The following is an 11,999-nucleotide window of genomic DNA, read 5'->3' as shown; positions in this document are numbered from 1 at the left end:
GTTGAATAAAACCCAGACACTATTAATTTTAGTTGTTCTTTTGGCAATAATGATTACTAGGCGTCCCGATATTTTCAATCACCCTCAATTGTGGGCTGAGGATGGCAAAGCATTTTTGCAATCTGTTTGGAATATTGGGGCTTTTGATTCTTTAATTACGCCAAGGGATGGCTACTTCCAAACCCTACCTAAATTGACGATGTCACTTGCGTCTTTTCTGGGAGTAAGCTCTTCGGCGGTTACGGCATTGGCTGCAGCTGTAACTTTACGGGGCCTTTTTTTAGTATATGTGCTGTCAGGCAGGATGAGCTTTGTTAATATAAAATATAGAATAATATTTTGTTTTTACTTTGTGCTACAACCCAACATACAAGAAGCATATATAAATATAACCAACGCGCATACTTACTTAGCCATCTATTTATTGTGCATCATGATTTCAAAGCCGCCAGTCGGCTTATTTTGGAAATGTCATGATTTTATAATACTGGTAATATGTGGGCTTAGCGGGCCATTCATTGGCATTCTTGCACCTTGCTTGGCATTAAAAAGAATAATCGAACACGGATCAATAACTAATGCCATAAAGAAATTAAATTTATTTGATGTCGTTTTTACCTTTTGCTTTCTTACTCAATGTGCAGCTATTGTAACCTTTAGCGCTGACAGAACATCAGCGCCACTTGGTGCCAGTTGGGATTTGTTTGCAAGTATATTATCATATAAGATTATCTTAGGCTCTTTGATTGACCTACAATATGTTAGGTGGGTGTGGGGAGAAAACATATTAAACATAATAATATGTGCATTCGTAATTGCGTCTTCTTTATTCTACTTCTTTAGATGCGGCTGGCAGTACAAGGTAGTATTCACTTACGTGACTATAATTGTTGGGCTATCAATCTTTAAGCCCGTTATAAACAACTTAAGTGAGCAGTGGCCTCTATTTGAAATACCAATAGTGGGATGCAGGTATTTTATTGCTTCTGGAATGGCTATTTTCTGCCTTCTACTTATCATATCTAAAAATATTTCAATAAAGCGCCCGCTAGCAAATTTGTTATTTATACTATTAGTTATTCCATGTCTAATTGCTTCGTACAGAATGCCTAAACTTCAAAAAGTTGGTTATGAAGAAGATGTTAAAAAATTTGAAATCGCTCGAAAGGGGGATATAGTTAACATTAGAACTAACCCCCCAGGTTGGAGCATGGATTTAATCAAGAAATAAAATTAACAGATAAAGTTTGAGGTGTTTGAAACTTTTAACTAAAAACCTGGAGGTGCTGGCAACGCCTCCTTCCCGTCCGCTTCAGAAATGTACGCCCTCAAAGCCTTACGGTACGTGGTCCAGTCATTTTTAGACTTTGCCACCGCCGTCTCAGTGTAATCTCCGCTGTAATCCTCGTCTTCAATGCGTTGGTTAAGGGCAGTGATTTGTGCTGATGCGCGGTTGTATTGCGACTGCGCAGTGCTCAAATTTTTCTGTGCGCGCTCTTCAGGGGTGATTTCAACTACCGGGGCAGTGAATACCCAGTTACCTTTTTTGTCCTTCTCTGCAGTAAAGCCTGGGCTGACCGGGTCCTCTTCTTTTATCTCGTAAGTTTCATACTCAGGAAACAGGTCTCCTTCCCCGTCCCACAGCACTGCATTCACTACAACGCCGTCTTTAATCAGAGCGTAAGATGAAGCTGTCATTATGCATACTCCCAGATAAGCACGATACCATCAGCACCCGCGCCACCTTTGTAGCCGGTTGATGTATTGTTAGGGCCGCCGACTGCGCCGCCCCCGCCTGAACCAAAGCCATTGGCATCGTTTCCGACCGAGTTGTTATTTGCGCGGCTGAATCCACCTTTGCCGAAGAACGAATCTCCGCCTTTACCAACAAAGTTCGATCCGGTGCTGAGAGAAACGCCGTGCTCAGAACTCCCCCCGGGGGTGTTCACAATATTTCCGCCTGTTGCGTCACCACCCAGAACGCCAGTACATGTAAAAGGCGGTGTCGCCTGTTCCTGACCATAGCCGCCACTGCCACCTTTACACGTAATAAGGCTTCCGATTGATGAATCACCCCCTGCGCTGCCAGATGAGGGTAACCCTGCTTTAGGTTTGCCACCCGTACCCACTGTGACAAGTTGCCCATCAACCTGATCTGCTGCTAACTTTGATTTTGCATAACCTCCGGCGCTGCCGCCTGTAGACAGAGAAACGGTTGACGAACCTGAATACCCTGTGTTGGCGCCCGAGCCGCCTGCCGCCTGAACCTCGGCGATGACGTTTTTCGTTCCGGGAAATTTTTTGTAAGGGGCGCTGGCTTTGAAAACCTGCACGTTGATCAGCCGTCCGGGGCCAACCAGCGCGTTCATAGCTGAGAGCAATTGAGCTCTGTTAGATTTGGTAAGCGTCAGGCCTGCGGCTTCTATCACCGCCGAAATTTCTTCCTGAACTGAATCGAAAAATTCTGCGTCCAGCGCGGTAGGCAATTCACCGGTTTGAGGATTACCACCGGTGAAGCCGTTTTTACCCGCGCCAAATTTATCCACCTGCGCGGTAGATGTGTCAATACGATGCATGTTTACTCCGGGTATCTGAAAATAACGTAAGTGTGTGAGGGGGCCAGCTTGTTAAGGACGCACTCCGCAACGGTGTCACCCCACATTCTCAGGCTGTCCGTACAGTTGCTGATGGCCGTCATCGGCGTTATCTGCGTGGAGGCGGGCATATTCACCTGCCAGTAGTAGCGCCATTCATCGCTGTAAAGTGAGTCGGTGCAAACGGACAGGCAGTTAAACTGGCTTTTGTTGTAGCGGGTGATAGTGACGCCCGTGTAACCCAGCGCCTCAAGCTGGGCCAGGTAGAACGCCTCATTGATGCCGCCCGCCAGATTTATCTTTGCATCCAACCGCTGTCGTCTCTGCTGCAGGGTCTGCACGCCTGCAGGTGCGCAGCTGTCCGGCAGTCCGCTGATGCTTTCATAACGGTCAATCAGCTCCGTCACTGATCGTGGGTCAGTCTCCAGCATGAGCGAATCGCCGCGGCTGTGTACTGCAGAAAGTGAAGGTGCCATACCGGTCAGTAGCAGGTCGTCACTGTCCCACGCCGGGCCACGCGGCAGCAGAGCGCCAAGCATCTGCCGGTACTGCGCCGTTAAGTCCATGAGATTGCCCCCACCACACCCAACTCGCCTTTCCCGATGGTGATATCAGCAACAGGGCTGACCAGCGTATGACTGTACTCACCCGTTGCGATGCTAATAGCTTCGCTGATGCGGGACGGCTTCAGCACGTTTTCAGGACCGCCATCGCGCAGCATCATTGAGCGCAACTCAGCCTCTACGGAATAGCGCACTGCTGCAGTGTTCGGGTTGAGTCGAATCTGGAAATTAACGATGTGAGGCGTGGGAGCAAAAACGTAGATATCTGCTCCGGCCACCGGGGCAAGCGGTTCGATGTATGCCTTTACAGCTGCGACGGTAGCAGCGTCAGGGATCGGATTAATGAGGTCGCTGTTCGCCACCATAACGCCTACCGTTCCCCGACCGCTCCAGTGCCTGTATGTCCATGCGCGTGTTACGCCAGCCACTTCTTTAGCCCAGACTTCATAATCACCGTCAGCGCCGCCCTGCGGGGTCCAGTACCACCGCTCAATGACGCGGGCACGCCAGACTTCTAAATCTTCAATGTCAGCGCCACCCTGAATGCTGTCCGCCACACCAGCTGAGGTCAGTCCGGTAATCGGGCTAACCAGGCGCATTGCCAGCCCGTCATCGGTGTTGCCTGCTTTACCTGCCGTATCGCAGACAACCGGCACGCGCAGAACGCCACCCGCCGAGGTCGCTTTAGCTGTCGTGGTGAATGAAACGAGATCATCACGCTGAATTGTGACACCGGCAGGAACAGGGATGCCGCTCGTTGCCACATCCCAGCGCACATAACCGGTTGCTGCTGTAGCCGCTTTTCGCGGGCATCGCTTCATGTTGGCGTGGCGTGTCAGCCAGTCCTCATCCGCAAGGTCCGGCAAAAGGTTGCGCGCCAGATAGTCGATGTAGCCATACACGGTATGAACCGCCGCCGCCTGGACCCGTCCATAAACTTCTGCATCGGTACGGCGCAATGCGGCCAGTGTGGTGTCTGCAGCCAGGCGGGTGAGAATATCGTTGCGGACGGTGGTGATTAACTGAGGGAGTGTCGGGCGGGTAAATCCACTGTCAGCCATTAAGTTCACTCCATAAATCGTCAAAAGAAAATGCCGTGCGATTGCCGTCTTTCTGGCTGATAACAACCGACGCGCTGAGCGTGGTAATCCCGGTCCGCTCGGCCTTCACGTCTACCCTTACCGCCACGCCGTCATCCACCAGCCACTGAAGCGCCTGGCTGATATATTCGCGGGCTTTGAGCGGCGTTTTATTGGTGAGCGTCTGCCGACTGAGAAGATATAGACGTGAGCCGATGCGGTCATTTTGCACGGTCGGGAAGCTGTCACCCCACCAGCCGTTTTCCTGTTCCGGGCTGTCGTCAGGCTCAGCCTTTCGCCAGGAGAACAGTGAGATAATTACCGCGCGTGTAAGAGGATCGGGCGGCCACGTCACGTCACGCGGCACTCCATTAATTACAATAATCATGACGCCACCATTTTCTGCGTGGGCGCGTCGGTAGTGCCGCCGCCCGATCCGTTCTCTTTATGTGTGTGACCGTTATAGGAGACGCGCATGGCTGACATGGTCAGGCCGGAAGAATCACACTTATCTTTGATCTCGCCTGTCGATTCGATGTCCATTTCGAATCGGGCTTTTGGCGCATTGGTAAACGTGATTGGCTTGCCTGCGCCATTAACAACTATCCCAGCACGGGTCAGCGTGACCGACTGTCCCTGATCGTCATATACCGCCACTTCACCAGGCTTCAGACCTTTAATGCGGTAACGCCTGTCAGAGACAACCAGCACTACACCGTGTGACCTGTCACCGTCAAAGTAAGCGGCCACGGCCTCAGCCCCGATGAGAGGCGCAGCCGTATATCCGTAAGGCTCCATATGCTCAATGTCGCTTTTGCCCTCGCCACCCGCCATTTCAACCTGCAGCATCTGGCACTTTGTTGCCGTGTTCAGTCCGCGAACGACCGCACGTGCCAATAGGTTCGACAAAGCACGCCCCATACCTGAAATCGGGTTAGCCATCAGAAATCATCCTCTTCTTTCTTTTTCTTACGCTTACCGGGTTTCGCAGGCTCAGGGAGATAAGCATCCGGTGGCCCGACGCGGATTTCGGTCACGGTGCCGTTTTCATCCTGTTGGTAGGTCACCTCAGCGATCACCATCTGACGGTTGTTAAAACCCAGAACGGGATCAAAGACGATCACCTGCAGGTTTGGCAGCCAGAGTGAGCCGTCACCCTGCCGCCAGCCCTGTACGGTATAGGTCACCTCATCGGTGCGTGCAGCACGCTGGCGCATCTCAAATTCTGCGCGTGCGCTGCAGGTTGCCGTGGTGGCGTTGCCGGTCTGGCGGATAATCATCGGGCGGTAGCGCTTCAGGCCGCCATCGATGGTCTTTGAGCGGATAGCCGTAGTTGTCGCTTCGCCAAAGTCGTCGTCGTTACCCTTGCGCTGACCGGACACCTGATAGTCGCTGAATCGGTCGCGGATGCTCTTTTCTGTATCACAGGAAAGAATGTTTTCACCCAGCACCAGTGCGGTATGCGCCTGCTGGCTGCCGATGCCACCGATAACCAGATTGCCCTGCGCGTTGTCATACGCTAGCGCCTGCTGCAGTCCGAGCATCTTGTTCAGCACGTCCATGACTGTTTCGCCCTGGTCGGCTTGAATTCCCTGAAGCGCACCGGATGCGCCGCCCGCATCCACCACCATAATGCTGAACGGCTTCGCCAGCTCTGCAGCCACCTGCGCCAGAGAACGCCCGGCATACTGTGACGGCGTGGCTGAGCAATCGATAAGGTCAGCCGTTTTGCTGCGCCCTGAAATCCCGGTGCTAATGCTACGTGCGTCGTACCGGACCGGCGTAGCCTCAACGTAGCCGGTCAGCACTTTATCGGTGCCTATCAGCACCTCAACCAGATCGCCGTTTTTAATGCGGGTACTGCGCACCGCCTGATCGGTATCGCCGGGCCAGCTGCGGGTAATCTCAACGGTGAAGTCGCGGGCAATACGCTCAATACCTGCGGCGATCCTGACCGAAGTCCAGCCTCCCCACTCCTGACCGTTCACCCGTAAAATAACTGTGTTGTTCATCGTACCGGCACCCTCAGTGACTGAACCGGCACGAAGCCGGGATGGCGGATGCCGTTACGCGCTGTGATATCACCGGCTCGGGAGGCTGAGTCGTACCAGTCTGCGGCCAGCACCAGTGCAGGCATGACCTGTGATGGTGTCCGCTCAGTCATACGCTCGACCTGCTCCAGTCGGGCTGAGATATCGCGGTTAACGTCCGTGCGCACGGTGACCAGTGCCTGATATAGCCCGTCATCTGATACCCGCTCCATCTCAAGATCGATGGCTTCATTGAGACTGTCACGCACCTGGGCAAGGTCATCCCAGGAAATAACGCTGCTGTTATCCAGAGAGGTGATTACGCCCGAAGAAGCGGAAATGGTCGCTGTCGCTGTAGTGCCTGAATCAGAAGCCGCATTACCGGAATCAGGACGTATGTTGCTGACGGCAGGATGCGATACCACGACTGGCTGCTGCGGGTCCTGCTGGCGCGTGACGGTGCGGTTTACAGGCTGCGGCAGACTGGTTACCGTTGCGGCCGCCTCGCTGATGGCCGTGGTGCGCACCGCCTGCGCAACATAATTGCGCTGTGTGGTCTGCGCCTGTGCTGTCTTACTGTCGGTTTTCCATACACCGCGCGGGGCCAGACCCGAATCAACCGTGACGCCGGTCAGCCCCTTAATCATTGACATCAGGTCAGAAGTGTTACCCGTCAGCCGCGTTCCGGCGCGCCACATAGTCTGCAGCCGGTTAACAAAGCTCATGCCGCTCGACGGCGGGCTAAGCAGCACCGATAAATCGCCCTGCATCAGACGTGATGCGGCGCTGATACCAGAATCAACATACTGAAAGGAACTGGTCACAGTACTGAACATACCGGTTGCCTCATCCAGCACGCCGTCCTGCAGGAAGTCAGGCGTGCCATCCATGCCAAAGGCACCGAACGCCAATGAAATTGCATCGTCCAGGAATGAAACTGACGATGTGAGTTTCTGTCCAGTTGCCAGTCCAGCGGTGGGAAACGATAATTCACCGGACTCAACGAAGCTGAAGCTGACGCGGCACATACGCCCTTCGCTCTGTGAATGGCTGACGCGAACGGCATCATCTACCACCACGGTCATCTCGCCGTAGTAAGGATGAACCAGCGTGCATGATCCCGGCTTTTCAATGGCTTCAATCAGCCGGTTACGCTGCTCAAAGAAATCATCGCCAATCAGATAAGCCTGAACGCTGAAGCGGCGCGTCGCGCGGCCCAAATCTTCCGCCCACGGTTTGTCGCGATTGGGGTACTCATGCACCTGCACGCGACGCCCAAAGGTTGCCTCGTCGCTGTCCACCTTAAACGCGATGCCACGCAGTGAGGCATCCTGCAGATTATCTTTCCAGGCCATGGCTTACTCCGGACATAAAAAAACCCGCCGGAGCGGGTTATTGGTTTGAGAATCGGTTGTATCCAACATCATAACTAAGCCAGGGAGTTGCGCTGCCAGCTGGAGTAGCAACACGCATGCCCGGTGGCGCATTCTCAAAATTAACTTTCAGCTCGCCTGCCTGCGGTCGGCCTGTAGAAGATGGCCGGTCGAGCCCCACTTTTGGATCGTAACGCCCTTCAGGTATCGGGTTGTCCATTCCCAGAATTTCACGCAACCTCGGAAAGAAGCCGTTATATCCCCGCTCTCGCTCCTGTGACTGCAGGCGGTTAACCAGAAACTCACCCTTGCTTACACCCTGCGCATTTGCCTGCTTGTCTAAATCCTGCAGCTGTTTAAGAAGCGAGATTGCAATTCCAATCGTGATTGTCATTGCGCCAAGACGGCTGATTGTACCCAGCAAACCTGACAGCGAACCTGCAAGAGTCACAGCCTGCTGCAGAGAGCCAATAGTTTTGATAGCAAAAGACCTGGCCATTACTGCGCCGACACCCTCAATTACGGTCTGCCAGCCCCCCATCTCCTGAGCGACATTATCTATCTCAGTCCAGACCTGCTTCACAACCGGGCCAACTTGATCCCAGTTGTTGATTATCAGCAAAGCACCGGCAGCAAGCGCAGCGATAGCCAGCTTGGCAGGCGACAGGTTCATTACCATGTTAAGCACTTTAAAAGACTGCGAAACGGTCCCGACCGCGACGCCAACTCCAACCAGAGAAATAGCGAATTTCGCAACTGACCTGACCAGTTCGGGGTTATCTCTGACAAACTTTTCCGTCTGCTTTATATAAGGCATTAGCGCAACAACCCCCTGCTTAAGCTGTGGCGTAAGCGCATCACCGAGGGCAATGCTTACCGCAGTAATGCCATTCTGCATCAGCGTGAGCTTGTTTTCGGTAGTGTCTGCACGGGAGTCATACTCTTTTTGCATGGAGCCAGCGTACTGCTGTGCATCAGCAACCTTTCCGAAGTTTTTGCGAAGCAGATCAAGATTGTTAAGAAGCGGTGCGATAGCCTTTATCGACTCTCTCCCGAACAGCCACTCGAGTGCTTTTGATTTGCTTTGCTCTGGTAGTTTCTTTATACCTTCCAGCACCTTGAGCATGGTTGCTTTAGAATCTTTCACCATCCCGCTGGCAAGAGATTTAGGCGTCATACCGATTTGCTTCAGAACCCTCTTTGCATTACCGGTATTAGCATTGGAAAGCGACAGCATGAAGTTCTGGATACCAGTGCTGGCAACTTCAGACTGCACGCCCATTCCCGCAATGGTTGCACCCAGTGCGGCAAGGTTTCCCGTGGAGACATGGTTGACAGCTGCAAGAGAGCCAACGCTGGTGACTATCTCAGAGATTTTAGCTGCACTGGCCGGACCGGTATTGCCAAGGTAGTTCACCTTGTCTGCCAGCCCGACAACATCTTTTTGCGTCATTTTGAAAGCGGTTCGCCAGGTGGCCATCATCTGCCCGGACTCTTCCGCAGTCTGGTCAAACGCAATACCCATCTTGGCCGCATCTTCCGCAAACCCGACAAGCTCATTTCTGGCGATGCCTGCCTGACCAGCTGCAGCGACAATCTGACCGATACCGTCAGCTGTGATCGGCAGCTTCGTTGACAGGTCAATAACGTCCTGGCTCATCTTCCTGAAAGCGTCAGCGTTATCAAGGCCGTCAACAACCTTGCGGATATCAGCCATCGTTGATTCAAACTTAATGGCCTGATTTACAGGGATAGCCAGCGCACCCAGAATGGATGCGCCAATAGCTGTTGCTCCAACTGCCAGCGATGAAAATTCCTTTTGGAACCCCTTCAGCTGACGCTGCATCCCTTTCATCGGGCCGGTAAGCTGGTCAACGGCCGTGATTATGGCTTTTAACTGGAAGCTGTCAGCCATTCTTAATTTCCTCGCTTATACGCACTGCTTCTTCCTCAAGCTCAAGAAAATCGGAAAGAGCTGACCGCTTCAGTTCGAGAGGGTTTATTCGCCAGAAGTGAGCGACGTTGTAACATCGCTGCCGGAGATTTCTCCCGCTCCCGAGCCGGTAAAAAAACCCAGAATCGTCATTGAGGCTTTGAAAATATCAATCTTCGCCATCTGGCTGGCAGACGACCGCGGTATCCCGGCCAGTACCGGGATATAGCGCAGCGATACTGAACTGTCGATTTTGATATTGCCTTCACTGCCAATGGTGAACGGAAAGCCGATTTGCTCGATCTCGTCAAACGATGGCTCGCGCAGCTCCAGCACATGGATAGTCTCACCATGTGCCGTAATAGGTTTTGAAAGCTGAAGTTCTCTCACTGGTAAAATCCTTCTGAGCCGTGGAATTCGAGGTCTACCGTACCCTCTTCCGCATTGTGATTTGCTTCACCGAACTGGAAAGCTTCAGACAGCACGTAAACCATGCCGTTAGCCAGTTCGGCGGTGATGGTCATCTGGTCTGAGTCCATCAGTTTGGTGACCGGAAATGCCTTCGGCACCTTAAAGGTGCCTTTGACATAGGGCGCGCGGTGCGTTTCTTTATAATCCACGTCACCGGCCAGGCCGATTACGTCATCACGCACCTTGGTGTTCATCGGCACCTCAATGCCGCCGGTCAGCGACAGCTGCTGGCCGTCCACCTTGACGTATGCTGTACCCGCAATCTTTGCCATTACGCGGTCTCCTCGCTGTATTGCAGACGGAACTGATTAAGCAGCGCAAAGACGCGCAGCTGGTTAACGTAATCCGGCGGGAACAGGACATCCACGCGGGTCGGGTCACTGACGTTGCGCTCTACCACAAGATGCTGTTTGAAGAGATCGAAGTTCTCCACGATCCCCGCCCGCTCCATCGTGCGATAGCTGGCGCACATCTCACCCTTCAGCACAGCAGGCGTCACGATGGCCTGACCCGGACCGAAGCGCGTCCCGTCATTCGCCAGCTTATGACGCGGGTACTTGCTGGTAATGATGCTCTTCAGCTGACGGATAACGTAGGCGCTGGTATGCAGCGTTTCGCTGTCGAGGTAGCTGTTGTCCGCCACGCCATAGGCGTTTTTCTGATAGGTAGTAATGTCGCGCTGAATGCGCAGCACGCCGCTCTCAGCGTAGGCCGTGGCAATACCGTGCTTCAGCAGCGACTGTTGCTCGGTCAGGGTAAAGCGGCTGCCTGCCGGTGCTGGTAATGCGCCGGTCAGCTCACCTGTCTGCGTCGGGCGGGCCGGGTCAGTGCGGATAAACACGGCGTTGCGTGCGGTGCGCAGTGCGACCAGCTCATCCGCTGCAGTCTGAACAGCAGGCTCATAACCGGCAACGGTAATGTGCTGGTTGTTCATGGTGTCGCCGAAGGCAACCAGGTCAGAGAGCGTGCCGATTTTCGCCGTGTAAACATGACCGTAAAGCTGACGCGCATAGCCCCAGCGACCGGAAGAATCGTTCATCTCCAGCGCCAGTGTCTGCAGCGATGCGGAATCACTGAACGGCGTGCCGATGAAGTCAAACGGCTCATCGCCCATCGCGGCCACGGTTGCAGCCAGTGACGGTGAGCCCGTACCGCCCGCCATAGCGGCAATCGCAACGTTAACGCCGTCAGGCGTGGCTTCGCTGCCCACGGTGCCGTAGTAGTTCAGCGCCAGCGGAATGCTGTTGCCGGTAAGCCCCTTATGACGGGCAGTAAGCGTCACGACGCCATCCGCTGCAGCGGCGGTCACCGGCAGGTCAGCATTAGCGTTTACGGCGGCGGCCAGCGTCGCGGCCACGGCAGCAGGAGCGTCGCCGGTCACCACGGCGGCCTGAACGCGCACCGCACCGATATACAGGCTGAGAGAACCTGACGCCTGCGCATTGCCGGTCAGCGTCACGGTGCCTTTGGCAGTTTCGCCTTCTGGCTCGGTCACCGCGATAACCCACAGCTCACCAAACGGATCGACAGCGCGATACTGTGCCACCATGCGGGCCAGCTGGCTGCCACGTCCTGCAACCTTACCCGCCAGCGCGGCAGACGGCATGATGGTCAGTTTGTTTTTAGCGATGGTGCTGTCAGCTGAGGCGAGGCCAATCAGCAGTGACGGGCCGCTGCTCTGCGTGGTGTTCGCTTCGCTGTTGTCCATTTCGGCCCAGAACAGCGGCACGCGTAGGTCTGACGGAATAGTGGGGAACGAGGCTGACATTATTCACCGCCCTTTTTCTTGGCGTCAGCAGCGGGCTTTTCTTCTTCCGCGCTGACTTCTTCGACATCACCATCCGCAATGCGGCGGTGCCAGTAGCTGCTCTCTTCGACGTTCCGGCCTTCTGAAGGCAGCAGATCGCCCCGGACAGGGTCAGGAACTGACCGCCCGTGCTTGGGTCTGATTTGCAT

At 54.0% G+C, this 11,999-nt stretch carries 14 protein-coding genes; 1 reads left to right on the top strand and 13 read right to left on the bottom strand.

What is annotated here, in order from left to right; genetic code table 11:
- Position 1 precedes the first annotated feature (1 nt).
- Positions 2-1,231 (top strand): hypothetical protein, encoded by a 1,230-nt coding sequence (locus WFO64_RS03250; protein WP_337008869.1) that lies wholly within the window; start codon positions 2-4, stop codon positions 1,229-1,231.
- A 38-nt stretch (positions 1,232-1,269) separates the two neighbouring features.
- Here WFO64_RS03250 and WFO64_RS03245 read toward each other — a convergent pair whose 3' ends face one another.
- From WFO64_RS03245 to WFO64_RS03185, 13 genes are all read right to left on the bottom strand, one after another.
- Positions 1,270-1,698 carry a hypothetical protein gene (locus tag WFO64_RS03245; protein WP_337008867.1) on the bottom strand — a complete coding sequence of 143 codons (429 nt, stop codon included), beginning with the start codon at positions 1,696-1,698 and terminating at the stop codon, positions 1,270-1,272.
- On the bottom strand, positions 1,698-2,576 hold the full coding sequence (locus WFO64_RS03240; RefSeq protein ID WP_337008865.1) for a glycine-rich domain-containing protein: 879 nt from the start codon (positions 2,574-2,576) through the stop codon (positions 1,698-1,700). Before WFO64_RS03240 ends, WFO64_RS03245 begins: the two co-directional genes overlap by 1 nt.
- A 2-nt stretch (positions 2,577-2,578) precedes the next feature.
- Positions 2,579-3,160 carry a YmfQ family protein gene (locus WFO64_RS03235; RefSeq protein WP_263056407.1) on the bottom strand — a complete coding sequence of 194 codons (582 nt, stop codon included), beginning with the start codon at positions 3,158-3,160 and terminating at the stop codon, positions 2,579-2,581.
- Positions 3,151-4,218 (bottom strand): baseplate J/gp47 family protein, encoded by a 1,068-nt coding sequence (locus WFO64_RS03230; protein ID WP_337008863.1) that lies wholly within the window; start codon positions 4,216-4,218, stop codon positions 3,151-3,153. The genes WFO64_RS03235 and WFO64_RS03230 overlap by 10 nt, the downstream gene beginning before the upstream one ends.
- Positions 4,211-4,624, bottom strand: coding sequence for a phage GP46 family protein (locus WFO64_RS03225; RefSeq protein WP_337008861.1), 414 nt, complete (start codon positions 4,622-4,624; stop codon positions 4,211-4,213). Before WFO64_RS03225 ends, WFO64_RS03230 begins: the two co-directional genes overlap by 8 nt.
- Complete coding sequence (locus tag WFO64_RS03220; protein WP_279856678.1) at positions 4,621-5,178, bottom strand: phage baseplate assembly protein V; 558 nt, start codon at positions 5,176-5,178, stop codon at positions 4,621-4,623. The genes WFO64_RS03225 and WFO64_RS03220 overlap by 4 nt, the downstream gene beginning before the upstream one ends.
- A complete protein-coding gene (locus WFO64_RS03215) occupies positions 5,178-6,248 on the bottom strand; it encodes a phage baseplate assembly protein (RefSeq protein WP_337008857.1) in 1,071 nt (356 codons plus the stop codon). The genes WFO64_RS03220 and WFO64_RS03215 overlap by 1 nt, the downstream gene beginning before the upstream one ends.
- Positions 6,245-7,621, bottom strand: coding sequence for a DNA circularization protein (locus tag WFO64_RS03210; protein WP_337008855.1), 1,377 nt, complete (start codon positions 7,619-7,621; stop codon positions 6,245-6,247). The genes WFO64_RS03215 and WFO64_RS03210 overlap by 4 nt, the downstream gene beginning before the upstream one ends.
- Before the next feature lie 37 nt (positions 7,622-7,658).
- A complete protein-coding gene (locus tag WFO64_RS03205) occupies positions 7,659-9,554 on the bottom strand; it encodes a phage tail tape measure protein (protein WP_337008854.1) in 1,896 nt (631 codons plus the stop codon).
- A gap of 84 nt (positions 9,555-9,638) precedes the next feature.
- Complete coding sequence (locus WFO64_RS03200) at positions 9,639-9,962, bottom strand: phage tail assembly protein (RefSeq protein WP_337008852.1); 324 nt, start codon at positions 9,960-9,962, stop codon at positions 9,639-9,641.
- Positions 9,959-10,315 carry a phage tail tube protein gene (locus WFO64_RS03195; protein ID WP_010246516.1) on the bottom strand — a complete coding sequence of 119 codons (357 nt, stop codon included), beginning with the start codon at positions 10,313-10,315 and terminating at the stop codon, positions 9,959-9,961. Before WFO64_RS03195 ends, WFO64_RS03200 begins: the two co-directional genes overlap by 4 nt.
- Entirely contained in the window at positions 10,315-11,811 is a 1,497-nt protein-coding gene (locus WFO64_RS03190) for a phage tail sheath subtilisin-like domain-containing protein (RefSeq protein WP_337008850.1), read from the bottom strand. Before WFO64_RS03190 ends, WFO64_RS03195 begins: the two co-directional genes overlap by 1 nt.
- On the bottom strand, positions 11,811-11,999 hold the full coding sequence (locus WFO64_RS03185; protein WP_337008848.1) for a DUF2635 domain-containing protein: 189 nt from the start codon (positions 11,997-11,999) through the stop codon (positions 11,811-11,813). Before WFO64_RS03185 ends, WFO64_RS03190 begins: the two co-directional genes overlap by 1 nt.

The organism is Pantoea sp. AS142, assembly GCF_037152305.1.
Classification (GTDB): Bacteria; Pseudomonadota; Gammaproteobacteria; order Enterobacterales; family Enterobacteriaceae; genus Pantoea.
Note: the sequence above shows the minus strand (reverse complement) of the source record. Positions and strands in the feature narration are given on the sequence as shown.

What these genes read in the sequence shown, in the direction of transcription:
- WFO64_RS03245 (WP_337008867.1), bottom strand. Translation starts at nt 1,698, where the DNA reads ATGACAGCTTCATCTTACGCTCTGATTAAAGACGGCGTTGTAGTGAAT.
- WFO64_RS03240 (WP_337008865.1), bottom strand. Translation starts at nt 2,576, where the DNA reads ATGCATCGTATTGACACATCTACCGCGCAGGTGGATAAATTTGGCGCG.
- WFO64_RS03235 (WP_263056407.1), bottom strand. Translation starts at nt 3,160, where the DNA reads ATGGACTTAACGGCGCAGTACCGGCAGATGCTTGGCGCTCTGCTGCCG.
- WFO64_RS03230 (WP_337008863.1), bottom strand. Translation starts at nt 4,218, where the DNA reads ATGGCTGACAGTGGATTTACCCGCCCGACACTCCCTCAGTTAATCACC.
- WFO64_RS03225 (WP_337008861.1), bottom strand. Translation starts at nt 4,624, where the DNA reads ATGATTATTGTAATTAATGGAGTGCCGCGTGACGTGACGTGGCCGCCC.
- WFO64_RS03220 (WP_279856678.1), bottom strand. Translation starts at nt 5,178, where the DNA reads ATGGCTAACCCGATTTCAGGTATGGGGCGTGCTTTGTCGAACCTATTG.
- WFO64_RS03215 (WP_337008857.1), bottom strand. Translation starts at nt 6,248, where the DNA reads ATGAACAACACAGTTATTTTACGGGTGAACGGTCAGGAGTGGGGAGGC.
- WFO64_RS03210 (WP_337008855.1), bottom strand. Translation starts at nt 7,621, where the DNA reads ATGGCCTGGAAAGATAATCTGCAGGATGCCTCACTGCGTGGCATCGCG.
- WFO64_RS03205 (WP_337008854.1), bottom strand. Translation starts at nt 9,554, where the DNA reads ATGGCTGACAGCTTCCAGTTAAAAGCCATAATCACGGCCGTTGACCAG.
- WFO64_RS03195 (WP_010246516.1), bottom strand. Translation starts at nt 10,315, where the DNA reads ATGGCAAAGATTGCGGGTACAGCATACGTCAAGGTGGACGGCCAGCAG.
- WFO64_RS03190 (WP_337008850.1), bottom strand. Translation starts at nt 11,811, where the DNA reads ATGTCAGCCTCGTTCCCCACTATTCCGTCAGACCTACGCGTGCCGCTG.
- WFO64_RS03185 (WP_337008848.1), bottom strand. Translation starts at nt 11,999, where the DNA reads ATGCAAATCAGACCCAAGCACGGGCGGTCAGTTCCTGACCCTGTCCGG.